The organism is Diaminobutyricibacter sp. McL0608 (assembly GCF_039613825.1).
GTDB lineage: Bacteria > Actinomycetota > Actinomycetes > Actinomycetales > Microbacteriaceae > Diaminobutyricibacter.
Genome location: NZ_CP154826.1, coordinates 3,710,383 through 3,735,196, shown reverse-complemented (window position 1 = coordinate 3,735,196; position 24,814 = coordinate 3,710,383). Strand labels below are relative to the sequence as shown.

At 67.9% G+C, this 24,814-nt stretch carries 23 protein-coding genes; 16 read left to right on the top strand and 7 right to left on the bottom strand.

Annotated elements, in window-relative coordinates:
- Positions 1–123: 123 nt before the first annotated feature.
- Positions 124–552 carry a hypothetical protein gene (locus tag AAYO93_RS17770; RefSeq protein WP_345762508.1) on the top strand — a complete coding sequence of 143 codons (429 nt, stop codon included), beginning with the start codon at positions 124–126 and terminating at the stop codon, positions 550–552.
- A gap of 245 nt (positions 553–797) precedes the next feature.
- Here the strand turns inward: AAYO93_RS17770 and AAYO93_RS17765 are convergent, their stop codons facing one another.
- From AAYO93_RS17765 to AAYO93_RS17755, 3 genes are all read right to left on the bottom strand, one after another.
- Positions 798–1,559, bottom strand: coding sequence for a PspA/IM30 family protein (locus AAYO93_RS17765; RefSeq protein ID WP_345762507.1), 762 nt, complete (start codon positions 1,557–1,559; stop codon positions 798–800).
- A complete protein-coding gene (locus AAYO93_RS17760; RefSeq protein WP_345762506.1) occupies positions 1,556–2,179 on the bottom strand; it encodes a hypothetical protein in 624 nt (207 codons plus the stop codon). The genes AAYO93_RS17765 and AAYO93_RS17760 overlap by 4 nt, the downstream gene beginning before the upstream one ends.
- A gap of 176 nt (positions 2,180–2,355) precedes the next feature.
- Entirely contained in the window at positions 2,356–3,879 is a 1,524-nt protein-coding gene (locus AAYO93_RS17755; protein WP_345762505.1) for an ATP-dependent DNA ligase, read from the bottom strand.
- 238 nt (positions 3,880–4,117) lie between these two features.
- On the opposite strand from AAYO93_RS17755, the gene AAYO93_RS17750 reads away from it, so the two are divergent.
- From AAYO93_RS17750 to AAYO93_RS17730, 5 genes are all read left to right on the top strand, one after another.
- A complete protein-coding gene (locus AAYO93_RS17750) occupies positions 4,118–4,651 on the top strand; it encodes a hypothetical protein (protein ID WP_345762504.1) in 534 nt (177 codons plus the stop codon).
- A gap of 307 nt (positions 4,652–4,958) precedes the next feature.
- A complete protein-coding gene (locus AAYO93_RS17745) occupies positions 4,959–6,272 on the top strand; it encodes an ABC transporter substrate-binding protein (protein ID WP_345762503.1) in 1,314 nt (437 codons plus the stop codon).
- 82 nt (positions 6,273–6,354) lie between these two features.
- Positions 6,355–7,302, top strand: a complete 948-nt coding sequence (locus tag AAYO93_RS17740; RefSeq protein WP_345762502.1) for a carbohydrate ABC transporter permease — start codon at positions 6,355–6,357, stop codon at positions 7,300–7,302.
- On the top strand, positions 7,299–8,126 hold the full coding sequence (locus tag AAYO93_RS17735; protein ID WP_345762501.1) for a carbohydrate ABC transporter permease: 828 nt from the start codon (positions 7,299–7,301) through the stop codon (positions 8,124–8,126). The genes AAYO93_RS17740 and AAYO93_RS17735 overlap by 4 nt, the downstream gene beginning before the upstream one ends.
- A 120-nt stretch (positions 8,127–8,246) precedes the next feature.
- Positions 8,247–11,336, top strand: coding sequence for a hypothetical protein (locus AAYO93_RS17730; protein ID WP_345762500.1), 3,090 nt, complete (start codon positions 8,247–8,249; stop codon positions 11,334–11,336).
- 354 nt (positions 11,337–11,690) lie between these two features.
- Here the strand turns inward: AAYO93_RS17730 and eno are convergent, their stop codons facing one another.
- The 3 genes from eno to AAYO93_RS17715 are packed head-to-tail and all read right to left on the bottom strand — an operon-like array spanning position 11,691 to position 14,850.
- Positions 11,691–13,010 (bottom strand): phosphopyruvate hydratase, encoded by a 1,320-nt coding sequence (eno, locus tag AAYO93_RS17725; protein ID WP_345762499.1) that lies wholly within the window; start codon positions 13,008–13,010, stop codon positions 11,691–11,693.
- Positions 13,007–14,104 (bottom strand): phosphotransferase family protein, encoded by a 1,098-nt coding sequence (locus AAYO93_RS17720; protein ID WP_345762498.1) that lies wholly within the window; start codon positions 14,102–14,104, stop codon positions 13,007–13,009. The genes eno and AAYO93_RS17720 overlap by 4 nt, the downstream gene beginning before the upstream one ends.
- Entirely contained in the window at positions 14,101–14,850 is a 750-nt protein-coding gene (locus tag AAYO93_RS17715; RefSeq protein WP_345762497.1) for a GntR family transcriptional regulator, read from the bottom strand. Before AAYO93_RS17715 ends, AAYO93_RS17720 begins: the two co-directional genes overlap by 4 nt.
- A gap of 138 nt (positions 14,851–14,988) precedes the next feature.
- Here AAYO93_RS17715 and AAYO93_RS17710 point away from each other — a divergent pair, with 138 nt between their 5' ends.
- Entirely contained in the window at positions 14,989–15,324 is a 336-nt protein-coding gene (locus tag AAYO93_RS17710) for an L-rhamnose mutarotase (protein ID WP_345762496.1), read from the top strand.
- A 246-nt stretch (positions 15,325–15,570) separates the two neighbouring features.
- The gene (locus AAYO93_RS17705; protein WP_345762495.1) at positions 15,571–16,542 is read left to right on the top strand and encodes an aldo/keto reductase; all 972 of its coding nucleotides are present in this window, start codon (positions 15,571–15,573) and stop codon (positions 16,540–16,542) included.
- Positions 16,543–16,546: 4 nt separating this feature from the next.
- Here AAYO93_RS17705 and AAYO93_RS17700 read toward each other — a convergent pair whose 3' ends face one another.
- Positions 16,547–17,314 (bottom strand): FadR/GntR family transcriptional regulator, encoded by a 768-nt coding sequence (locus tag AAYO93_RS17700; RefSeq protein ID WP_345762494.1) that lies wholly within the window; start codon positions 17,312–17,314, stop codon positions 16,547–16,549.
- Between the two features lie 53 nt (positions 17,315–17,367).
- On the opposite strand from AAYO93_RS17700, the gene AAYO93_RS17695 reads away from it, so the two are divergent.
- The 8 genes from AAYO93_RS17695 (at position 17,368) to AAYO93_RS17660 (ending at position 24,814) form a co-directional block, all read left to right on the top strand.
- Complete coding sequence (locus AAYO93_RS17695) at positions 17,368–18,231, top strand: amidohydrolase family protein (protein WP_345762493.1); 864 nt, start codon at positions 17,368–17,370, stop codon at positions 18,229–18,231.
- Positions 18,228–19,082 (top strand): fumarylacetoacetate hydrolase family protein, encoded by an 855-nt coding sequence (locus AAYO93_RS17690; RefSeq protein ID WP_345762492.1) that lies wholly within the window; start codon positions 18,228–18,230, stop codon positions 19,080–19,082. Before AAYO93_RS17695 ends, AAYO93_RS17690 begins: the two co-directional genes overlap by 4 nt.
- Positions 19,079–19,840 (top strand): SDR family NAD(P)-dependent oxidoreductase, encoded by a 762-nt coding sequence (locus tag AAYO93_RS17685; RefSeq protein ID WP_345762491.1) that lies wholly within the window; start codon positions 19,079–19,081, stop codon positions 19,838–19,840. The genes AAYO93_RS17690 and AAYO93_RS17685 overlap by 4 nt, the downstream gene beginning before the upstream one ends.
- The gene (locus AAYO93_RS17680) at positions 19,837–20,160 is read left to right on the top strand and encodes an L-rhamnose mutarotase (protein WP_345762490.1); all 324 of its coding nucleotides are present in this window, start codon (positions 19,837–19,839) and stop codon (positions 20,158–20,160) included. The genes AAYO93_RS17685 and AAYO93_RS17680 overlap by 4 nt, the downstream gene beginning before the upstream one ends.
- Before the next feature lie 336 nt (positions 20,161–20,496).
- Positions 20,497–21,513 carry a LacI family DNA-binding transcriptional regulator gene (locus AAYO93_RS17675; protein WP_345762489.1) on the top strand — a complete coding sequence of 339 codons (1,017 nt, stop codon included), beginning with the start codon at positions 20,497–20,499 and terminating at the stop codon, positions 21,511–21,513.
- A gap of 197 nt (positions 21,514–21,710) precedes the next feature.
- On the top strand, positions 21,711–22,958 hold the full coding sequence (locus tag AAYO93_RS17670) for an ABC transporter substrate-binding protein (protein WP_345762488.1): 1,248 nt from the start codon (positions 21,711–21,713) through the stop codon (positions 22,956–22,958).
- A gap of 4 nt (positions 22,959–22,962) precedes the next feature.
- On the top strand, positions 22,963–23,916 hold the full coding sequence (locus tag AAYO93_RS17665) for a carbohydrate ABC transporter permease (protein ID WP_345762487.1): 954 nt from the start codon (positions 22,963–22,965) through the stop codon (positions 23,914–23,916).
- Complete coding sequence (locus AAYO93_RS17660) at positions 23,906–24,814, top strand: carbohydrate ABC transporter permease (protein ID WP_345762486.1); 909 nt, start codon at positions 23,906–23,908, stop codon at positions 24,812–24,814. Before AAYO93_RS17665 ends, AAYO93_RS17660 begins: the two co-directional genes overlap by 11 nt.

Genomic DNA, 24,814 nt, shown 5'->3' with positions numbered 1-24,814 from the left:
GCCACAGATCGACCACCCTGCGACCCGCGCAAGTCGATCTCTGGCGATTCGATGCTTTCCCGGCAGTGGCGGGGGGAGCACAATGGGCGACAGCGCAGTAATCCGTCGAGAAGAGGAGTCCGGATGTCTACCGCCGCAGCCGCAGTGAGTCCCGCCGAGAGTCTGAGACGTCGTTCCCGCGAAGCGCTGTCGGCGCTGGCGGTGCAGTTCCTGCTCGGGATGGCCGCCAACCTCATCGGCGAGCCCGAGGGCACCTTCGCCACCGTCGTCGACACGATCATCGTGATCCTGCACATTCTGGTCGCGATCGGCCTCGTCGTGATCGCCATCCGGCTGCTGCTCGCCGCCCGCAAGGCCGCGCTCGGAGAGCGGCTCGCGCTCTGGGGTCTCATCGTCATCATCGTCACGTTCCTCGCCGGTGTCGGCACGATGATCACCGGCAACGACTGGGCGTCCTACGTGATGGCTGTCGGCTTCCTCGTCGCCGCGGCCCTCTACGGAGCGACCTTCTTCGCGTCCTACCGCGCGGATGTCGCCGCCCCGCGCACCTGACCGCGCCCCGCTCCCGCCCCGCTCCCGCCCCGCTCCCGCCCTGCTCCCGCCTGCTCCCGCACACTCCCGTCGAGCACAGGATTATTCACGCTATACGGCGCTCATAACGAGACAATCCCTGTGCTCGTCGAAGGTGGCGCGCTCGGAGGGCGGATGCGCGCGTGGGGCGGATGCGCGCGTGGGGCGGATGCGCGCGTGGGGCGAGTGCGCGCGAGGCGAATGGGCGAGCGCGTGGGATGCGCGGATCAGCGGCCGATGCTGAGCCAACCGTCGGGACCCTTGGGGCCGTCGGCGTCGCTGGCCGATGCGGCGGCGGCATCCTTCATCGCCTTCAGCTGGCGCTCGATGTCGGCCCGGGACGCACCCGCCGAGAGCTGCCACTCGAGGTCCTCGTCGGCAGGTGCCGTGAGATCCCGAAGCGCACCGCTGCTGAGGAGTTCATCGGTGGCGGCGGCGCGGGCCTGCATCTGTGAGACCTTGTCCCTGGCGCGGTCGAGGCTGGCACCGGCACTGTTCAGCTGGGTGCCGAGTCCGGCGACGGCCTCGTTGACCCGCACCTGCGCCTGCGACGCGGTGTAAGTGGCCTTGATCGTCTCCTTCTCGATGCGGAAGGCGGCGATCCGTTCGGTGAGGCGTCGCTCGTTCTCCTGCAACTGGGCCTGCTGTTTCTGCAATGAGGCGTACTGGTCGCGTAGTGCTGCGACCTGCTTCTCGAGCACGGAGCGACGCTGCAGGGCGGACCGGGCCAGGTCCTCCTGCCCCTGGTCGAGCGCCTGCTGGGCCTGGTCGGCGAGCCGCTGGTAGCGGGCTCCCATCTCCTGCCCCTGCAGTTCGATGCGTTTCTTGGCCGTCGCGACCTCGGCGAGGCCCTGCCGCAGCTGCTGCAGCATCCGGACCTGCTGGTCGTAACTGTCGTCGAGCATTTCGCGCGGGTCCTCCATGCGGTCGAGCGCGCGTGAGGTCTTGGTGCGGAAGATGGTGCGCATCCGTGCGGTGTTGTCGCTCATGATCTGTTCCTCGTGTCGAGGCGAGCCGGGGCCGGCTGCCGGTTGGGTTCGAACATCAGGTCGTCCGAACTGAGTGTGTGGAGTTCCTGCATTCCGGCGTGCAGGGCGGCGACCTCCCGGTCGACATCCGCGCGCAGGACGGCGAGGCTTTCGTCGCTGAGGCCGCTGAGACCGGATGCGACGGCCGAGCGCAGGCGGCGGACGATCCCGACGACCTGGTCGACGCGGCTCCGAAGCACGGGCAGCCATTCCGCCAGCGCGGCCGGGTCGTCTTCGCTTTCGAGGAAGCGCAGTTCGGCGTCGAGGGTCGAGGCTTCGGACTGGATGCGCCGGAACAGCCGTGGCAGTTCGCCGCGCGGGCCCTCGCTTCGTGACGCGAGGTCGATGGCAGCCTGCCCGCTGTCGAGCGTGTCGTTCAGCCGGATGCGCAACTGGAGCACGTCGTGCTGCGCGCCCCAGCTCAGGCTCGCGCGGGTGTGGAGCACGGCACTGTTGAGCGTGCGGCTGCGTCGGATGCGTTTGTAGAGTGCGCGAACAATGAGCACGGTGGTGACGATGGATGCGAGGACGATGAGAGCGAACGCGCCCATGATCCAGGCCAGCGCCATCATTGCTGCCACCTGCGGCATCCGCTGTCGGTTGGCATTTGCACAGAATTACGGTCCATTGGTCCGCCTCACCGAGGGTTTCTTGTCGTGACGAATCGAGTCACAACGCGATATATCGCTAAGTTACGCCGGTCGCGCCCGAATTGCACCCGATTGGGGGGAATCCACGCCGCGGACCGGAGCCGCGGCTACTCCTTCAGCAGTGCGCGAAGCGTCTGGATGGTGTCGGCGTCGGCCGCCGGCTTGTCGTCGCGGTACTGCTTGACTCGCGCGAACCGGAGGGCGATTCCACCGGGGTAGCGGCTCGAACGTTGCACGCCGTCGATCGCGATCTCGACCACCGTCGATGGTTCGAGCCAGACCGTGCCGGCCGTGCGCCGGGTCTCGATCGTGGGAAAGTACTCGGTCTGCCAGCGCAGCACCGCATCCGTGAGCCCTTTGAACGTCTTGCCCACCATGACGAAGCCGCCCGGCTCGCCGAACTCGCCGGTCGGATCCAGCGCGCCGAGATGAAGGTTGGACAGCCAGCCCTGGCGTCGGCCGGAACCCCACTCGCAGGCGAGCACCACGAGGTCGTAGGTGTGCACCGGCTTGACCTTGATCCAGCTCGAGCCCCGTCGGCCCGCGGCGTACGGCGACCCGATCGCCTTCACGACGACGCCCTCCTGGCCGGCCGCGAGAGCCTCACGGGATACGCGCTCGGCGACCTCGGGGTCGGCGGTGACCTCTCCCGGGATGCGATGCTCACCCGCGATGCGCTCGAGCTCGGCCAACCGGACGGCGAGGGGCTCGTCGAGCAGGTCGCGCCCGTCGACGTGCAGCACATCGAAGAACCACGGATGCAGGAGCGTCTCGCGGGCCGCATCCGCACCGAAGCGCGACATCGTCTCCTGGAACGGCCGCGGGGCGCCGTCCTCGTCGAGGGAGAGGGTCTCACCGTCGAGGATCACATCACGCACCGGGAGGCGCCGGACCACCTCGACGACTTCGGGCACGCGGTGGGTGATGTCGGCGAGGTTGCGGGTGAACACGCGGATGCTGTCGCCCGCGCGGTGGACCTGGATGCGCGCGCCGTCGAGCTTGTATTCGACGGACGCCTCGCCGGTGGTCTCGAGTGCGGCGGATGCGCTCCCGGCGGAGGCGGCGAGCATCGGAAGCACTGCGCGGCCGACGACCAGTCCGACGGCATCGAGTTCGTCGGCGCTGCCGGTGAGCGCGAGCCTGGCTGTCTCCCCGAGGTCACCGGACAGCATCGCGGCGCGACGGACGACTTCGCCGGAGCGATCGGATGCGCGTGCGACGGCGTCGGTCAGCACGCCCTCGAGCGCTCCCGTGCGCATGTCGCCGAGGAGCACTCGCGCGATGAAGTCCTGTTCGCGTGCGGTGGCGCGTGCCGTGAGGTCGCGGAGCTCCCGGCTGCGGTCGCCCGCAGAACCCGCTCCGGATGCGGCAGCCAGCCGATCGAGAAGAACGTCGACGTCGGCGATGGTGAGGCTTGCCATCTCCGCTGGTTCTCCCATCGCGGCGGAAACGCCGCGCCAGCCGACACCGACACGACCCTGCCGCGGCTTGCCGACGAGGAAACCGACGGCGGGAGCGATCTCCTCCGGCTCCAGTCGCGACAGCAGGTCGGCGAGCGCATCGACTTTCGCCAGCCGCGACCGAGTGGAGGCGACGGCATCGGAGGTGGTCACGAGCGCGTCGAGGAGCACGGGAACAGTCTGGCATCAGCCTCCGACGTCCGGGTGGTCGCGACCGGTCTGCCAGAATGGGCAGCGTGACGCCCGATTTGGGGGACGAACGAATGTCCCCCAAACAACCCACAGAACGTTCTTTCTGGCTAGGCTCAGTCTGCACACACCCGAGTTACAGCCTTTGCTCCGAAAGAACCCTGACGACACACATCGCCCGCGTTCCTGGGGCGCCGCATTTTGAACGGAAGGACGTATCGTGAACACCCCCTACGGAATCTCAGTGGACCCCGACATGGCTGCTCAGCGAGCAAATGCGCTTCTCGAATCGGAGATCAAGGCCCGCATCGGCGCGGTCCGCGAACTCGCCCAGCGTATGAACGCTCTGGATGCTGCGATCCTCGAATACGAGGTCGCGTGGCAGGCTGCGAAGCAGGCCGGATGGTCCGACGACCGCCTGCGTGAGATCGGCCTGCACTCGCCCGACGAGACTGCGCCTGTCACCGGTCGCCGTGCTGCACCTGGCTCGACTCCGCGCCCGCATCCGCCCCAGCACCCGTATCCGCAGCGCCTTCGGTCGCCCCTGTGGTGCAGCTCCCGACGCCGACCCCGGCCGTCTCTCCCGTCGCTCCTGTCGCGCCCATCGCGCCCGTCACCTTCGGCGGCTGACCCCGTCCTGACCACGGAAGCCGCGGCCCCTTCACCGGGACCGCGGCTTCCGCTGCGTCTGGCCGATGATCCTGCAGCGTATGCCTGCCGTCACGCCGCGCCGCCCGCCGTCGTGCCGCGCTGAGCCGACCGCGTCCTCGCGGCTTCTGCCGCGTCTCGGAACGTCTGCGGCTGCGCGACCGGGGTGCACTTGTAACAAACGGGAGCAGTCGCTGAGCCCGCTCGCTGGTATCGTTACCAGATCGAGATGTGCGAGGTCTTGACGTACTACCCCTCTGATGTGGTTTGGTAACGATACCAAAACGACTCCGTCGAGACGGGATCCAGCCGGAGAACTTTCGTCTGGATCCTTGGATACTTGTATGCAAGGATAAAAGCGATGTAGAGCCTCCGAGCTCCGCACCTGCATAACTCACAGAGAGGTGAAGTATATGGAACGGAAAGTCCTCAGGCCGAGGCGAGCGACCAAAGCGCTTCTGGCCATCACGGCGGCCGCACTGATCGGCACCGCGTTCACGGGGTGCAGCGCTGCCGGCGACAACTCCACGGCGAAAGGCGGCATCCAGCCGCTGACGATGTACAACGACAACCCGCAGTGGAAAGACGGCTTCGTCAAAGCCGGCGACGAGATCGCCAAGACCACCGGCTACTCGCTGAACCCGATCGCGCTACCGTCGACGGCCAACTACACGCAGACCGTCCTGGCATCGCTGCCGACCAGCAAGTCCGGCGACATCATCAAATGGTGGAGCGGCAAGATGCTGCAGGGCCTCGCCGCCACCGGTCAGCTGCAGGACCTCACGAAGCAGTGGGACGACGCGGTCGCAAAGGGTGAGATCAGCAACGATCTGCGCCCGTACTACTCCTACAACGGCAAGGTCTTCGCGGTTCCGTTCGTCCAGTCGTACTGGGTGACCTTCTACAGCAAGACCGCGTTCACGAAGGCGGGCATCGACGCTCCCCCGACGACCTGGTCCGACCTCGAGTCCGACCTCGGAAAGCTCAAGGGCATCGGAGAGCAGTACTGCACCGGGCAGAGCGAGGGCTGGCCGTCGTTCGTTCCGTTCCAGACCTTCGTCGGTGCCGTCTCTCCCGATCTCTACACGAAGCTCACCGAGAACAAGGCGAAGTTCGACGACCCCGGAGTCAAGCAGGCGCTGACGACCTGGCAGAAGTGGATCAAGAACGGCTGGACGACGTCCGCCGACACGAAGACCTTCGACTGCCCGGCAGCGATGAAGGCCGGCAAGGTGGCCATGGTCCCGATGGGAACCTGGGCCAACGGCCTCTTCAAGACCGCCGGCCTCACGGACTCCGAGTACGGCGCGTTCCTCACCCCGTCGATGACCGACGGCCAGGCACCTGGCGTGTTCCTCGAGGGTGGCGCGATCGCGGTTCCGAAGAACGCACCGCACAAGGCCGGCGCGCTCAAGGCGATCGCCGCCTGGCTGACCGCCCCCGTGCAGTCGGTCTGGAGTGGCTTCATCGGTGACTCCTCGCCGAACCCGAAAGTCATCGCCACCGACCCCGTGATCAAGAGTGTCGCCGCGGATGTGGCCTCCCAGAAGCCCGTAGTGCTGAACCGCTACTACGAGTCGCTTCCTCCGAAGCTCGTGCAGTCCACCATCAGCACCCTCGGGGGCTTCATGGTCGACCCGAGCAACCCCGATAAGACGATGTCGGACCTCAAGAACCAGGCCAAGACCGAATGGGCCAGCTGGGACAAGAATCCCAGCATCGGCTGATCGCGTGGGGGTGGGCCGGCAGGCTGAGCCGGCCCACCCCCCAACGCTTCACCTTCTTCACCGACGCGACAGGAGCGATCGCATGACGACACTCAAAGACCCGCCCCGTACCGTGATCGAGCCCCCGAGCACGACTCGCGCTCAGCGCCGCCGCACGGGCAAGCCGCACTACGAGGTGCGCGACCGCCTCTCGTCCGCGCCGTTCTTCGGGGCCGCCGCCCTGTTCGTGGGCATCGTCCTCCTGGTCCCGTTCGTGTACACGATCGTCCGGTCGTTCTTCGCCGACGGCGGCGGAGGCTTCGTCTGGTTCGACAACTACGTCACGATGTTCCAGGACCCGAACATCCAGCTGTCCCTCCTCAACACGTTCATCTGGGCGATCGGCGCCCTCATCCTGCCCGTCCTGTTCGGGCTCGGCATCGCCATCATGACGAGCGCGATGAAGCTCGGTGCTATGGCGCGGGCGGTCGTCATCCTCCCGTACGCGCTCGCCGGAACGATCGTCGCGATCATCGGCAACATCATCTTCACCAGCCAGGGCTCGCTCAACCAGGCGCTCAGCGCGTTCGGCCTGATGTCGGCCGACTCGCCCATCCAATGGCTGCTGCACTGGCCGCTGAACGTGATCGCCGCCATCCTGATCGCGTCGTGGCAGTCGACCGGTGTCAATGTCGTGCTCTTCATGGTCGGCCTCCAGACCATCCCGCGCGAGACGACGGAGGCCGCGGCCATCGACGGCGCAGACGGCTGGATCCGCTTCAAGGACGTGATCTTCCCCCAGCTCCGGCCGACCACCATCGTCGTCATCGGCCTGACCATCACGAATGCGCTCCGGGCGTTCGACGTGATCTGGGTGCTCACGCAGGGCGGCCCGAACCGCTCGTCCGAGACGCTCGCTCTCTCCATGTACCGGCAGTCGTTCCTGCTGCTCGACCCGGCGGTCGGAAGCGCGATCGCCGTGATCCTCACGATCATCGTCGTCGCCTGCTCGTGGATCTACCTCCGCCGCCAGATTGGACATGAACTATGAAGACGTCGCTCCGACCGGGCGTTCTGCTGAGGAACGCGACCGTCATCGTGCTCACGCTCATCTGGGTCATCCCGACCTACCTCGTCGTCGTCAACGCGATGACGCCCGTGCACTCCTACACCGGCAGTCCCGTGTGGTGGCCGGCCGGCTTCGCCTTCTTCGACAATGTGGTGCAGGGCTGGGTCGCCGGGCAGTTCGGGTGGCCGTTCCTGAACAGCCTCCTGTACGCGCTCGTGGGTGCGGGGGTCGCAGTCCTCCTCGCCTCGATGGCCGCCTTCGGCCTCGTCATCATGCCGGTGCGGCGCACGAAGCTCTGGTTCTGGCTGATCTACGCGGGCACCCTGCTGCCCCTGCAGGTCTTCGCACTGCCGCTGTACCAGGCGAGTGTGCAGCTCGGAATCTATGACACGAGGACGATCCTGATCATCATCTACATCGCCCTGTGCATCCCGTTCGCCTTCTTCGTGACGCGCAACTTCCTGATCACGATCCCGTCGGAGATCGGGCAGGCGGCGAAGCTCGACGGGGCGGGGTGGTGGCGGATGTTCGTCAGCGTCTTCCTTCCGCTGCTGCGGCCCGCGCTCGTGGCGGCTTTCGTGTTCCAGTTCATCTACATCTGGAACGAGCTGTTCTTCGGCATCTCGCTGACGATCAGCCCCGAGAACCAGCCCGTGATGGCTGCCCTCGCCTCTCTGCAGACGCAGACGAGTGCACTGTCCCAGCCGGCGATCCTTGCCACTGCGGTCGTCGTGTCGGCCCCGGCGATCATCGTCTTCCTGGTGTTCCAGCGGTTCTTCGTCACCGGGCTCACCAGCAACCTCTGAACGGGCGCGACCGGCGCGACCGGCGCATCCAGCGCGGACCCGCGCGACCCAGCGCACTCAGCGCATCCGACCGACGCATCCAGCGCATCCGACCAGCACAACAACCAAGGAGAGTTCCAGATGGTGGACCAGCCGTCCCTTCGGCGTACCTACCCGTTCGACCACGACCGTGCGATCGGGGGCCTGCGCAACCGGGCGTTCCAGTCGTTCGAAGTCGGCGGTGTCCGCGTCGAGCTGGCCGCCGAGCCGCTGCTCCGTCGCGGCGACGCCGGCTCCGAGCAGCCGATCCGCGTGCGTTCGGCCATGCGTCTCTCGCGCGCCGTGGTCAAACTCCCCGACGGAACCACGCGCGAACTCGCCGCGGCGGATGCGGCTGACGATCAGCGCTTCTTCCTGCCCGCCTTCGACCAGGCGGCCGTCATCCGGGTCGCGTTCCCCGAGCTCGGTGAGGATGCGGTGGACTTCGAGGTGCGCCCGGTGCGCCCCTGGAACATCTCGCTGGTGCACCATTCCCATTTCGACATCGGCTACACCGACCTGCAGGGCCGGGTCATCACCGAGCAGCTCGCCTACCTCGACGACGCGCTGCGGCTCGCCGAGGCGGACGGCGGCGAGGGGGCGGCCGCGTTCCGGTGGAGCGTCGAGTCGATCTGGGTGCTCCGCGAGTGGATCGCCCGGCGACGCCCCGAGACGGTCGAACGGTTCATGGCCCAGGTGCGGGCCGGCACGATCGAGATAGCCGCGCTCCCGTTCAACCTGCACACCGAGACCTGCTCGACTGAAGAACTCTTCGGCCTGCTGCGCTATGCGTGCGAGATCTCGACGCGGTACGGGCTGAAGCTGCCGGTCGCGTACCAGACGGATGTGCCGGGCTGCGTCGCCGGAACCGTGGATGCGCTGGCCGACGCGGGCGTCAAATACCTGGCGGTCGCCCACAACTGGGCGGGCCGCTCTGTGCCGTATCTCGACCCCGCGGGCGAGAAGCTGCCCCGGCTGTTCCGCTGGGCGTCGCCCGCAGGTAACAGCGTGCTCGTCTGGATGACGACGACGGCTGAAGGGATGGCGTACCAGGAGGCGGCCAACCTCGGCTTCGCGGATTCCGTCGACCACGTGGAGGACCTGCTGCCGCTGTACCTGCTGAACGAGGAGACCCTTCCGTTCCCGTATGACGAGAACGTGTTCGGGTTCGCGCTCGGCGACCGCGACTTCGATCGCGACCCGTACCCGTGGAACGAGCTCCACCTCCGGGTGATGGGCCGGGTGGGCGACAACTGCCCGCCGAACCGGCGTCTCTCCGAGATCGTCGAAGCGTGGAATCAGCGGTGGGAGTACCCGCAGCTCGAGATCACCCGCACGCAGGACTTCTTCGAACAGGTCGAGGTGGCGCACGCGGACGAGATTCAGACGTTCACCGGCGACTGGAACGACTGGTGGGCCGACGGCATCGGCTCGGCCGCGCGCCACCTGCAGATGAACCGCGGCGCGCAGGCGGCCCTGTCGCAGGCCGGCTCGGTCGACGCCATGCTCGGCGGCGACGGCGTCCCCGGCTTCGCGGGGCGCATCGACGCCGCGTGGGAGAGCGTAGAACTGTTCGACGAGCACACCTGGGGCGCGGCGAACCCGTGGACGCACGGCGACATCGCCTTCTCGACGGGAACGGACCAGTGGCACTGGAAGGCCGAGAAGGCGATCCGTGCCGAGCAGGAGTCCTGGCTGCTCACACAGGAGGTGCTGCGCGCCTATGCCGAGCGCAAGGGCGGCGCGGGGGACGCATCCATCTGGGTGGTGAACACGGCAGGCCAGGCGCGCGGCGGAACCGTGTCGGCGTTCCTGCCGGAGAGTCTCGTGCACTCCACCGCATCCGTTCGCCTGATCGACTCCGAGACGGGGCTCGAGCTGACGTTCACCGAACGCAACCAGACCAACCCTGTGCACCGCGACTCGGGACGCTTCCTCGACATCCGCGTCGACTCGGTTCCGGCTTTCGGGTCTCGTCGAGTGGATGTGGTGATCGCGGATGCGCGGGGCCGGGCCGCGACACCGGAAGGCACGATCGCCTTCGCGAGCGAGGGCGAGCCTGTGTGGCACCTCGACAACGGGGTGCTGCGCGTGACGGTCGATCCGCGCACGGGGGCGATCGCCTCCATCCGGGAACTCGGGTCGGGCGCCGAACTCGTGAACAACGGTTCCGCGTTCGGGTTCAACGCCTACGTGCACGACCGATTCGCGCCGCGTGGGGAGTTCAACCACCTCTCCGGCTTCGTCGCCGACAGCGGGCCCGACCTCGTTCTGCTCGCGGATCGAGCCATCCCGACCCACGTGGCCTTTGAGGACGCCGGCCGGGATGCGCTCGGCTCCTGGCTCCGCTACCGCGTGTTCGGTGTCGGGGTCGACTCGATCGTGACCACGCTCCGGCTCGACGCGGAGGCGGACTTCGTGGACATCACGAACCGGGTGGCCAAGTCGTACACGGTCGACAAGGAGTCGGGCTTCTTCGCGTTCCCGTTCGCGCTCGAGCAGCCGACGGTGCGCTACGAGGTGTCCGGGTCGGTCGCCGGGACGGACATCCCGGTCGTGCCGGGAGGCGCGGACTACATGCACGCGGTGCGGGACTGGGTGCTGCTGCACGCGGGCGAGAGGGCGGCGACTCTGGTCACCCAGGATGCTCCGCTCATCCAGGTCGGCGACATCGCGCTGCCCTTCGCGCCGTTCCCCGGAACGCTGGCGGCGCCGGAGGCCGGCACGGTCTTCTCGTGGATCCACAACAACATCTGGGACACGAACTTTCCGTCCGGCCAGGCGTTCGACACGGTGTTCCGGTACCGGGTGCGCGGGTTCGCGGCGGACTCGGCCGAGGCGGCCGGCGTCGAGAGCGCCGACCTGGCGCTGGACCTGGTGCGGCCGCTCCTCGCGGTGGCGGCCGACCCGTCAGGTGCGCAGAGCGAGGCGGGATCGCTGCTCGAAGTCGACGATCGGCGCATCCGCCTGATCGGTGTGACGCGCACGGCGCGCGGCACGGTGCTGGCGCGGCTGCAGTCGCTCGCGGAGTCGGAGGTCACCGTGGGCGTCATCGCGGGATCGGACGTCGCCGAGGCCTGGCGGGCGAGCGTCATCGGTGTGCGGCGTGCGCCCATCGAGGTCGACGGTCGTCGGGTCGAGCTTCAGATGCCGCGGTTCGGCTCCGCGGCTGTCGAGCTGAAGCTCGCCTGATCCTGGGGGGAGGGACGTGCCCGGCCTGTGGCCCGGCACGTCCCTCTACTGCGCACGGGCGTGCCGCGCGGTGACTGCGCACGTTTGTCACGACTGCGGTCGCGCGAGCGGGGTGCAGACGTGACGAACGGGCGCAGACGTCGAGCGGAGGCAGCGGAGGCGGGCGAGGCCTGCGCCGTCAGCGGGTGGGCGCGGGTGCGGCGGCGAGCGAAGCCCGTGCGTCAGCGCGACTGGGTCACGGCAGCGGTGACTGCGCCCGTTTGTCACGACTGCGGTCGCGCGAGCGGGGTGCAGACGTGACGAGCGACCGCAGACGTCGAGCGGAGGCAGCGGAGGCGGGCGAGGCCTGCGCCGTCAGCGGGTGGGCGCGGGTGCGGCGGCGAGCGACCCGACGGGCAGGCCGTGCTGCTGCTGGGTGGAGGCGAAGACCGTGGACTCTGTCGCCTCGAGTTCGAGGAGGCGGTTCCATTTCGCGCCGCGTTCCGAGCGGTGCGTCGAGCCGACCTTGATCTGCCCGGCGCGCCATCCGACCGCGAAGTCCGCGAGCCACGACTGCTCTGTCTCGCCGGAACGTGCCGAGACGACCGTGGAGTATCCGGATGCCCGGGCCGTGTCGAGCACAGCACGCGACCGGGATACGAGCCCGTTCTGGTTCACCTTGACCAGGATCGAGTTGGCAGAACCCTCCGCGACACCTCGGGCCAGCCTGTCCCCGTTGGTGACGAAGTGGTCGTCGCCGATGAGCTGGATGCGTGAGCCGAGCAGCCGCGTCGCGGTCACCCAGTCGCGCCATTCGTCTTCGGCCAGGGCATCCTCGATCGAGATCACCGGATAGTCGTCGATCCACCGCGCGAGCTCGTCGATGAGTTCGGATGCGCTCAGCGCACGGTTCTCGGAGTCGAGCCGGTAGTGACCGTCGGCGAAGAACTGGGTCGCGGCCACATCGATGGCGAGCGACACTTCCTCGCCCGGCTGGTGCCCGCTGCGCTCGATCGCTTCGACGACGAACCGCAGCGCATCGGCGTTGCTGGCGAACGGGATGCCGATCCCTCCCTCATCGGCGACCAAGGAGGCGCCCGGAACGCCTGAGTCGACGGCCATCGCGGACGCCGCGTCGCGCACATCCGCACACCATTCGATCGCTTCGGCGAACGATTTCGCCCCATGAGGGACGACGAGCACGTCCTGGATGTCGATCGAGCGGCCGGCGTGCGCGCCGCCCGACACGATGTTGACCATCGGCATCGGCAGCAGCAGGTCGCCCTCCGGTTGCAGCCAGCGTGCGACGGAGGTGCGTTCGGAGGCGGCGACCGCGAGCGTGGTCGCGAGTGAGACGGCCAGCGTGGCGTTGGCTCCGAGATTCGAGAAGTCGTCGGTCCCGTCGAGCTCCGCGAGAGCGTCGTCGACGGTGCTCGGATCGTCGAAGACCATGCCCTGGAGCGCCGGCGCGATACGCGACGCCACGTTGTCGACCGCGTTCAGCACCCCGAGTCCGCCTCGGCGTGTGCCGCCATCCCGGAGCTCTTTCGCCTCGTGCGAACCGGCCGACGCTCCCGACGGCGCGTGCGCGGTCGCTGCGGTTCCGTCGGTGAGCTCCAGTCGGGCCGCAACCGTCGGGCGACCGCGCGAATCCAGGGCTTCGAACGCGGTGATCCTTGCGATGCGTGCAGTCATGACGGCTCCTTGCGGGCGGTGAGTTCGGCGCTTGCTGGGTGCGCCCTGCTAGCTGAGTGCTCGGCGCCGGCGGTGAGTTCGGCGAAGGCGGCTTCCGGGTCGGCACTCGCGAGCACGTCGACTGCGAGCTGTCGCACTGTCTCGCGCTCAGCGGCCGTGAGATACGACGCGGGCGACTTGCCGTCGACCCGCGCGAGCAGCAGGCACGCGGTGTGGCGTCCGAGCGAAGCCGTCGCGGCACTGCGCAGCACGCCGTCGACTTCGGCCTCGAAGCCCGCCAGGAAGGCGGACCGTGCCGCGTCGACCTCCGCGCGCCGCTGCGGCAGATGGATGGACTTGAGAATGAGGTGCGAACAGAGGAACGCGACATCGAAGACGGGATGCCCGACATGGACGACCTCGAAATCGATGACCCACGGCGTCGGTCCCGGCGTCGGAGGCACGAGCACGTTCTTGGGCGAGAAGTCCCCGTGGACGAGCGTCAGCTCCGCCTGCTCGAGCTCATCGATGCAGGCGTCGATCGCCGGAGCGAGAGCCGGATGCACGCCGCGGATGACCCGATGGAACGGGTCGACGCGCAGCGCCTCGAAGAGCGACTTGTCCGCGAACCGGGCGAGGACCGCGGGGTGGTGGAGCGCAGTGCGCTGCCAGGATGCGAGTGCGGTCGCCAGTGACCGGGCGATCGCGACGTGGTCGATCGATCCGGCGGTCTCGGCCGGGGCGAGCATCCGCTGCTTCCAGGTCAGCCAGTCGGCCGGCGCCGCCTCCATGGTGATCGTGTTGGTCTCTTCGTCTGCGTCGAAGAGCTCGGGCACGTTCTGCGGGGTGAGGGCGTGCAGGACGCGGATCGCCCGCGCTTCGTGGATCGCCCGCGCCGGGTCGGCGTGCCAGTCGTCGGCGACATTCAGCTGTTCGAGCGCCCGTTTGACGACGAACTCGCGCCCGTCGCTGGTGCCGACACGGTAGACCGTGCCGGACACTCCGCCTTCGAGCAGGGTGATCTGCGTGACGGTCTCGTGTGGCTGCAGGAGGGAACGCGCGTCGAGGAAGCGCGGCAGCTCCTCCGCATCGAGTTGATGGCTGTCGACGATCACTGTTCGAAGTAGTGCGGGTAACGCGTGCGGAGGGAGTCGCTGTCGACGAGGATGCGGTTGGCGTGCTTTCGGATGACGTCGAGCCCCGCCTTCTCGTCGCGTGCTTCGAGCGCTTCGACGATCGCGGTGTGCTCTGCGACGAGGGCCGGATTGCCGACCGCATCGGGGAGGTGGAGGCGGCGGAGCCGGTCGAGATGCAGCTTGATGCCGCGGATCACGTCCCACACGTGAGGAACACCGGCCAGCGCGAAGACGGCCTCGTGGAGCTGTTCGTCCGTCTCGAAGAAGGCTTCGGCGTCGTGTGCTTCGGCGGCCGCGACGTTGAGCTCGAGCGCGTGGCGGAGGGGGCGGGTGTCGAGATCGGGGGTGTTGATGGCCTTCTGGAACGCGCCGCACTCGAGCGCGGACCGGATGAAGCAGGCCTCTTCGACTTCGGCCATGAGGATCGGAGCGACGCGCGTTCCGACCTGGGGGATCACGGTGATGAGGCGCTGGTCGGCCAGTCGCGTGAGCGCTTCGCGGATCGGGGCGCGGCTCACGTTGAGGTGGGTCGCGAGGCTCGGCTCCGACAGGGGGGCGCCCGGTGCGAGTTCCATAGTGCGGATCGCGTCGCAGAGCTGGTCGTAGACCCAGTCGGAGATGCGGTGCGGCTGCACCTTGGGCCGTGGACGCAGTACGGGCTCGACACGATCCTTCGGGCCGCGTGCGGTGTTGCGGCCGTATGAGGCGAAGTCTGCTGTCGTCATCTGGGCATCTCCATCGTCGGTACTTGCCGACAAGTATACAGGGTAGGGGCAGCGAACTGTAGTGGAGGTGTTGGATGATCTGGTAACGTTACCAACCACATTCACCGTCGTTCACCGCAGTACGTCAAGGAGGGGCCCATGCCTCACGACTCGTTCGAGTTCTCGACCCGTCTCCGTCCGGGGCTGGCCCAGGCGTACGAGGAGTTCCATCGCGCCATCCCCGCCGACGTCGCCGGCGCGCTGAGTGCCGCCGGGGTCGTCGAATGGCGCATCTACCGCAACCGGACGACCCTGACGCACGAGGTCGTCGCGGAGGACCGGGACCGGATGACCGCGCTCCTCGACGCCGATCCGGTCAACGAGCGCTGGCAGCGGCAGGTCGCGCCCTACCTCTCGACTGAGGCGGCGCCCGCCGCCGCGCTGCCCGACGATCGCGGGGTCCTCATCTGGGACTTCTCCCGGCCGACCCGTTGAGCCGCCCGGCCGCTGCCGGCGGTGCAACCCCGGTGTCTGCGGTCGCACGGTACGACTGCGCTGCGGCGAGCGGGGCGCAGACGTAACGAATGACCGCAGACATCAGATCCACGCGAGGCAGGCTGCCGTCCGCTGGCGCTTTGGTAGAACCAATTGTGAGCGCGGGATCGAAAACGGCAGCGAATATCGCGAATTGGGCATCGGTGGTCTAACCTTTAGAAATCCACGTCCCAGGGAGGTCCCTCAATGCTGAGCCGCACTCTTCGATCCGGTGTGTCCGTCACCGAGCTGGGGATGGGGGCCGCCCAGCTCGGCAACCTCTTCCGGGAGACCACCGACGAGGAGTCCGTCGCGGCCGTCGACGCGGCATGGGATGCGGGCATCCGCTACTTCGACACCGCCCCGCACTACGGCCTCGGGCTCTCTGAACGTCGCCTCGGCGCCGCGCTGGCACAGCGGCCGCGCGACGAATTCGTGCTCTCCACCAAGGTCGGACGCCTCCTCGTGCCGAGCGGCTATCCCGAGGGCACCGTCGACACCGAAGGCTTCGCCGTGCCGGCCACCGTGCGCCGCGAGTGGGACCTCAGCCGCGACGGCATCCGCCGCTCCCTCTTCGAAAGCCTCGAACGGCTCGGCCTCGACCGCATCGACATCGCCTACCTGCACGACCCCGATGAGCACGGCGACCAGGCGCACGCCGAGGCCATCCCCGCCATGATCGAACTCCGCGAGGAGGGCGTCCTGCGTGCCGTCGGCGCCGGCATGAACCAGTCGGCCATGCCGGCCGAGTTCGTGCGCCGCCACGACATCGACCTCATCATGCTCGCCGGCCGGTACACCCTGCTCGAGCAGGGTGCGCTCGACGACCTGCTGCCGCTCGCCGAGCAGCGGGGCGTCGGCATCGTCGCAGCCGCGGTCTACAACTCCGGCCTGCTGGCGACGCCTCGTCCGCCCGCCGACGCGTCGTACAACTACGAGCAGGCGCCCGCCGAGCTCATCGCCCGCGCCAACGCCCTGGCGGATGCCTGCGAGGAGTTCGGCCTCACCCTGCCCGAGGCTGCGATCGCCTATCCGCTTCGTCACCCGGCTGTCGTATCCGTGGTCGTCGGGGTCCGAACCGCGCAGCAGGCCGCAGAGACGGCGCGACGCTACGGGGCACGCATCCCCGACGCGTTCTGGACGGCCCTCATCGAACGCGGTCTGGTGCGCAGTGCCTGACCTGTCAGCTCTGGGCGTCCGAATCGTCGACGGCGCGCCCCGCGGTCGCACTCAGGTGCGCCGCCGTGAACTCCTCGACCCCCAGTACGTGGACACTCATCCGGATGCGCGCCCGGTCCGGATCCCGGGCGACCAGCGCGTCGAGGATCGCCCGGTGCTCCTGCTGGGTCGTCTCCACCGCCCCGTGCTGGTGGATGGCCCGCCACAGCCGCGCGCGCGCCGTGCGCCCCACGAGCGCTTCGATGATCGCCGCGAACGCTGGGTTGCCGCTGGCGCGGGCGATCAGGCTGTGGAAGTCGGTGTCCACATCGATCGCGGCTTCCAGATCGACGTCCGTCCCGCCGTCGAGGAGCGTCTGGCCGACAGCGAGGATGCGCTCCGCCTCGGCGAGGTCGGCTTCGGTCATCCGCACGGCAGCGTGTGCGGCAGCCTCGGGCTCGAGCACGCGCCGGACGCCGAGCATGTGCACGCTGTCCTCGGGGCTCTGCAGCTCGGTGAGCATCCCGAGCGGTTCGAGCAGTTGCCCGGGACCCAGGGACGTCACGTACGTTCCGTCGCCCTGGCGCGTCTCCAGCACACCCAGGATGACGAGAGCACGCACCCCTTCGCGCAGCGGCCCGCGCGACACCCCGAGCAGACCGCTCAGCTCGCGTTCGGCCGGCAGCCTCGAGCCAGGCACCAGGCGTCCGCTGGTGATCATGTCGCGGATGCCGTCGATCACGACGTTCGAGCGGGAGCGGGTCGGGATGCCGTCCGTTGCGTCAGTTGCCATGCGCACAGCTTAGGAGTCATCAGACCAATCGACGACCGCGAGGGGAAAGCTGCATGAGCGGGATCATCGACGCGCACCAGCATGTGTGGGATCTCGGGCGGGCGGAATACGCCTGGCTCGGACCGGATTCGGGGCCGCTGTTCCGCGACTTCGCCATGGCGGACGTGCTGCCGGAACTGGAGGCGGCCGGCGTGACCGGCACCGTCCTCGTCCAGTCCGCAGACAACGACGACGACACCGACCACATGTTCGAGGTCGCTCGCGAGAACCCGATCGTGGCCGGGATCGTCGGCTATGTTCCGCTCGACCAGCCCGACCGGGCGGCCGTTCGGCTGGCCCAGCTGCAGCGCGAGCCCCTGTTCTGCGGCATCCGCGCGCTCATCCATGACCGTGCCGACGCTCATTACCTGCAGCGCGGCGAAGTCGACGCCACACTCGGCCTCCTCGAAGACGCGGGCATCCCGTTCGACGTCGTGGGCGTGCTCCCCGAGCACCTGCGTGCCGTCCTCACGATCTCGGAGCGGCATCCGCGCCTGAAGATGGTGCTCGACCACCTCAACAAGCCGCCGATCGGAGCATCCGACCGGGAACCGTGGGCGTCGCTGATCCGCGACGTGGCGGCGAATCCGCTCGTCTATGGCAAGGTCTCCGGGCTGTACTCGGCTGTGGGCCAGCCCGGAGACTGGACGGTCGACACCATCCGGCCCGTCTTCGAACACGCACTGGACGTGTTCGGCGCGGAGCGCCTCATGTACGGCGGCGACTGGCCGGTCTCGCTCATCGCCGGCGGCTACACCCGGGTGTGGCGCGGCATCGAAGACCTCCTGTCCGGGCTTCTCGACGACGACCGGCAGGCCATCCTCGCGGGCACCGCTCGCACCTACTACCAGCTCGACACGACGAAAGGCAACGCATGACCGACCAGTTCACCCTCGCCCGCCTGGGCGCGCCCGGCGAGGAGATCCCCGTGGTGCGTCACGCCGGACGCACCCTCGATGCTCGCTCCATCGCATCCGATTTCGATCCGGCCTTCTTCGCCTCCAACGGGCTCGCCCGGGTGGCGGATGCGCTCGGCTCGCTCCCCGGGTTCGACGCCGGAACCCTGCGCGTCGGGGCGCCGATCGGGCGCCCGGGCAAGATCGTCTGCATCGGTCTCAACTACAGCGATCACGCGGAGGAGACCGGTCAGACCCCTCCCGTCGAGCCCGTGGTCTTCATGAAGGACCCGTCGACACTGGTCGGACCATTCGACGATGTGCTCATTCCGCGGGGATCCGTCAAAACAGACTGGGAGGTCGAGCTCGCCGTCGTGATCGGGTCGACCGCGCGCTACCTGGACTCGCCCGAGGAAGCGCTCGCCCACGTCGCGGGCTACGCCGTCTCCAACGACGTGTCGGAGCGCGAATACCAGCTCGAACGCGGCGGCCAGTGGGACAAGGGCAAGAGCTGCGAGACGTTCAACCCGTTCGGTCCCGACCTGGTTCCGGCCTCGCAGGTCGCCGACCCGCAGCAGCTGGGCCTGCGCCTCTGGGTCAACGGCGAGGCGCGCCAGGACGGCACGACGGCGAACATGCTCTTCTCCGTCGCCCACGTCATCTGGTACCTGAGCCAGTTCATGGTGCTGCACCCCGGTGACGTCATCAACACCGGCACGCCCGCCGGTGTGGCGCTCGGCATCCCCGGCAACCCGTACCTGCGCGCCGGCGACGTCGTCGAGCTCGAGATCGACGGCCTCGGCCGCGCGCGCCAGGGGATGGTGCAGGCATGAGCGACTTCGACGGCCTGGTGGCCGTGGTCACCGGCGGCGCTTCGGGCATCGGCCTCGCCACGGCGCAGACGCTCGCGGCCCGCGGCGCCAGGGTCGCGGTGCTGGACAGGGCGACCGAGTCGGTCCGGCATCCACTCGTCGCGTTCGAGGCGGATGTGACCGACAGCTCCAGCGTCCAGCGCGCGATCTCGTCGGTCGCGAAGGCGTTCGGCCGGATCGACGTGGTCGTCAACAACGCCGGCATCAGCGCGGTCGGAACGGTCGAGGAGAACGACGACGCCGAATGGGCGCGCGTGCTCGACGTGAACGTGACCGGGATGGCGCGCGTGACCGCTGCGGCGCTGCCGTGGCTGCGGCAGTCGCCGTCGGCCGCGATCGTGAACCTGTGCTCGGTCGCTGCGCTGAACGGGCTGCCGCAGCGTGCGCTGTACGGCGCATCGAAGGGCGCCGTGCTCGCACTCACCTACGCGATGGCCACCGATCACATCGCGGAGGGCATCCGTGTGAACTGCGTGAGCCCGGCGACCGTCGCGACCCCCTTCGTCGAGCGGATGCTCGAAGGGTTCGCGGACCCGGTGGGGGAGCGGGCGGCACTGGATGCGCGGCAGGCGACGGGGCGCATGGTTCAGCCGAACGAGGTCGCGGACGCGATCGCCTTCCTTGCGAGCCCGCTGTCGGGCTCGGTCACCGGCACCGCGCTCGAGGTCGACGGCGGCATGACGCATCTGCGCGTCCGGCCCGCAGGGGAGCGCAAATGAGGCGGATCGCCTCGGTGATCGGGATCCCCGCCGAGAGTGTCGACGAGTACGAGCGGCTGCACGCGGAGGCGTGGCCCGAGGTGCTCGCGGCCCTGACGGCGGGCAACGTGCGCAACTACTCGATCTTCCGCCAGGGCGACGTGCTTTTCTCGTACTTTGAGTACGTGGGCGACGATTTCGACGCGGACATGGCACGCGTCAACGATGACCCGGCGACGAAGCGGTGGCACGCGCTGACCGATGCCTTGCAGCGGCCGCTTCCCGAGCGTGCCGACGGCGACCGGTGGATGCCCATCCCCGAGGTGTTCCACCTCGACTGAGACGGGGGCGCGCGGCGGCGGCTTCTGCTGCTTCACGTGACGTCTGCCCCCGGGCGAGCGGGGCGCGGACGTGACGAACGACCGCAGTCTCGGGGATCGGCGGCGAGGCCGCGTCAGGAGCGGGCGAACTTCTGGATAAACTCGGGCACCGGAAGGACCTCGTTCCGAGTAACGACATGAGGCAAATCGCGGTCTCGGCGGCAGTCAGGCGAGGATTTGCCTCAAGTCGATGACGCATGCGTCCGATGGGCGCGTCTGGGGGAACGCGGCCCCCGGGCGAAACGGGCTGAAATACTTCACGCTGGTATAGCGTTGCCTCCGATCGGAGGTGGAACGATGGCAGACGGAAACGGGCAGGCACCTGCGCGCCCGACCCTGAAGACGGTCGCGCGCGAAGCGGGTGTCTCCACGACGACTGTCTCGTTCGTGCTCTCGGGCCGGGATGCCGGGATCAGCGAGGCCACGGCGCAACGCGTCCATGAGGCCGTGAAGCGTCTCGGCTACTACCCCAACAGCTCTGCCCGTGCGGTCAGGACCGGCCGCACCGGCCTCGTGATGTTGTCGCTGAACATGTTGAGCGACCCCTGGTCTCTCGCGCTCGCCGCTGCCGCGAATACCGCTGCGAAGGAGGCCGGGCTGACGTCGATGATCCTCGCCGACGGCGACTGGTTCTCGGCTCTCGAACTGCAACGCGCCGATGTCGCCTACATCGGACTGGGTCCCGACCTTGCGGCAGACCAGCAGCGGTTGGCCACCATGGTCGGGCGCGGCCAGAAGGTCGTCGTCTTCGACGACCTGATCGATCCGAAGGGCTTCGACGTGATCCGCTCGAAGTCGCTTCCGGGGTGCCGCATCGCGATGGAGCACCTGCTCGAACGGCACACCGATATCGCCTGCCTGACGTCGCGTGTGAACGCGAACAACTCGCCGTCGCGCCTGACCGTCTACCGCGATGCGATGGCTGCGGCCGGCCTGGAGGTGCGCGCCGACCGCGTGGGTGTCTACGAGGAGACCCAGGCCGAAGCGTACGCCGTGGCTCTCGACCTGCTCTCGTCGCCCGAGCGGCCCACCGCCCTCTACGCGACGACGGACTTCGCGGCTATCGCCGCCATCAACGCGGCCCACCGGCTCGGTATCCGCGTTCCGGAGGAGGTCGCGATCATCGGTGTGGGCAACACCCCGGATGCGGGACTCACCGAGCCCTCGCTCTCGACAGTCGGCCCGGTCGACCAGTTCGAACGGATCGCCGACATCATCGTCAAGCGGGCCCTGGAGGGGCCGGGCGAGGTCGGCGAGGGAACTCTCCATGAACTCGACTGGTCGCTGATCGAGCGCGAGTCGACGCGCGCCTGAAGCCGCCGGCCCCGGGCAACTTCACGGCCCCTATGGGGCAGGTGTGGAGCGTCTGTGCGGCGTCCCTGAGGCGAATGGTCAGCGAATCATCATTTCGCTCAGTTGGACTGATCGATATTTGCCATTACTTGCATTGTGCTGTTACTTAATCGTTTTAGTAGTTCCGCAGTCACACGCAAACGATCAAAGGAGATTCAATGCAGCGACGTACCATCCGCGCCATCGGGGCGGGAGTGGCCATCGCGGCCCTCGGGCTGATGGGCCTCACGGCCTGCTCGAGCGCACCGAGTTCGAACGAGAAAGTCTCGCTCACCTACGGCATCTGGGACAAGAACCAGGAGCCGGCGATGCAGCAGATCATCTCTGACTTCCACAAGCAGAACCCGAACATCTCGGTCACCATCGAGCTGACACCGAACGCCGACTACTGGACGAAGCTCCAGACCGCGGCCACCGCGGGAACCGCGCCCGACGTGTTCTGGATGAACGGGCCGAACTTCCAGCTCTACGCATCCAATGGCCAGCTGGCACCGAACGACCAGGTGAAGACGAGCGACTACCCGAAGGCGCTGACGGACCTGTACTCCTACCAGGGCAAGGTCTACGGGGCACCGAAGGACTTCGACACGGTCGGCGTCTGGTACAACAAGAAGCTGTTCGACGCCGCGGGCGTCGCCTACCCCAAGGCCGGCTGGACCTGGGACGACCTCAAGGCCGACGCCAAGGCGCTGACCGGCAAGACGCCCGGAACCTTCGGTATCGCAGCTCCCCCGTACGGCCAGGAGAACTTCTACGACACGGTCGCTCAGGCCGGCGGCTACATCGTCAGCCCGGATGGCAAGAAGTCCGGCTACGACGACCCCAAGACGATCGAAGGCGTCAAGTTCTGGGTCGACCTGGTGAACGCCAAGGAGTCCCCCACTCTCCAGCAGATGACCGACACCTACTCGGCCGACCTCTTCACCTCCGGCAAGGTCGCCATGTACTGGGCTGGCTCGTGGAACCCGGGTGCGTTCGCCAAGTCGTCGATCGCCGCTGACATCGACGTCGCACCGCTGCCGCAGGGTCCGGTGAGCAACCAGTCGATCATGCACGGCCTCGGAAACGTGGTCTCGGCCAAGAGTGCGCACATCGACGCAGCGAAGAAGTTCGCCGCGTTCGCGAGCGGAAAGACGGCGGCGGATGTCATGGCCAAGTCGGGCGCGGTCATCCCGGCCTTCAACGGCTCGCAGGACGAGTGGGTCAAGTCGCTGCCGAACTTCAACCTGCAGGCCTACATGGACGAGGTCAAGACGGCTGTCGCCTACCCGGTGTCCAAGAACACCGCGGCCTGGAACACCGATGAGACGGCCGAGATGACGAAGATCTGGACCGGATCCGTCGACGTCGAGACCGGTCTGAAGGACCTCGCGGCGAAAATGAACGCGGACCTCGCCAAGGAATAACGACGTGTCTCAGTCATCGACGATGACACGGACCCAGGTGCCGGGGGCGACCCCGGCACCTGCGGCCCGGCGTCGCAAGCCGCTGCGGGACTCCGCCTGGTGGGCGCTGCTGTTCGTGGGCCCGACGGCCCTCGGGCTGATCGCGTTCTACTTCTGGCCGATCCTTCGCACGGGGTACATGTCCCTCACCACGACCGGCGCCTTCGGCGGCGAGACGTGGGTGGGCTTCGCGAACTTCGTGCAGCTCTTCAATACTCCCGACCTGCTCAATGCGGCAGGCAACTCGGCCATCTACACCTGTGTCGCACTGCTCGGGATCCCGCTGGCGATCGTCATCGCCAGCCTGCTCAACACCCCGAACCTGAAGGGCCGGAGCTTCTACCGCATCCTGTACTTCATCCCTGTCGTCACCATGCCGGCGGCGATCGCCCTGGTCTGGACGTTCATCTACAACGGTGACTACGGGATCCTGAACCAGGTGCTGCACCTGGTCGGCATCCAGGGGACCAGCTGGCTCGCCAACCCCTCGACCGCGCTCATGGCTGTCGCGGTGGTCGGTATCTGGGCGACCCTCGGAACGAACATCGTGATCTTCGTCGCCGGGCTGCAGGGCATCCCGACCTCGCTCTACGAGGCGGCAAGCCTCGACGGAGCGGGTCCGATCCGGCGGTTCTTCTCCGTCACCCTGCCGCTGCTGAGCCCGAGCGTCTTCTTCGTCAGTGTCATCACGGTGATCGGAGCCCTCCAGGTCTTCGATCTGCTCTACGTGATGATCCCGACCGGGAGCCCCGCCAAGCAGGCCACGATGACGATCGTCTCCCTCTTCTACGAGACCGGGTTCATCCGCAACCAGCGCGGCCTCGCCGCGGCCATCGCCCTCGTGCTGATGGTGATCATCCTGATCCTCACCGCAATCCAGTTCCGCCTCCAGCGCAGATGGGTTCACTATGAGTACTGAGTCGACCCTCACCCGCGAGACCGCCAGGGCGAACGAGCCGGCAGCGGCCGTCCGCGACACCGTCACCGTCCGCACCAAGCGCGGCCCCCGGCAGCCGTGGCTCGTCCACACACTGCTCATCGCGGGCGCAGTCATCATGATCTTCCCGTTCGTCTGGGAACTGCTCACCGCGTTCAAGACCTTCGACGGGGCGCACGCCGTCCCGCCGCAGATCATCCCGAGCCCCTGGGACTTCGGGAACTTCGCGAAGGTGCTCGCCACCCTGCCGTTCCTGTCGATGCTGACAAACTCCGTGCTGCTCACGATCGGCCGGGTCGTCGGGCAGGTCGTTCTGTGCACTATGGCGGGCTACGCGTTCGCACGGCTCCGCTTTCCCGGGCGCAACGTGATCTTCATCGCGTTCCTGTCGGTGCTGATGGTGCCGTCGCAGCTCTTCCTGCTTCCGCAGTTCGAGATCATCCTGCGCCTCGGCTGGACGAACAGCCTGACTGCACTGATCGTGCCCGGCATGTTCAGTGCGTTCGGATGCTTCCTCATGCGCCAGTTCTTCATGGCGCTTCCCAACGAACTCGAGGAGGCGGCCCGCGTCGACGGCGCGAACCCGTGGCAGGTCTTCTACAAGGTGATGCTGCCGCTCGCGAAGCCGGGCATCATCGCGCTCGCCGTCTTCACTGCGCTGTGGTCGTGGAACGACCTGCTGTGGCCGCTCGTCGTCACGTCGGACCCGTCCAAGGAGCCGCTCACGGTTGGCATGGCACAGCTCATCGGCCTCCACTTCACCGACTTCCCCGTGCTGATGGCGGCGGCCCTGATGGCCTGCCTGCCGATGCTCATCACATTCGCCATCCTGCAGCGCCAGTTCATTCAGGGCATCGCGCTGACGGGCACGAAAGGATAG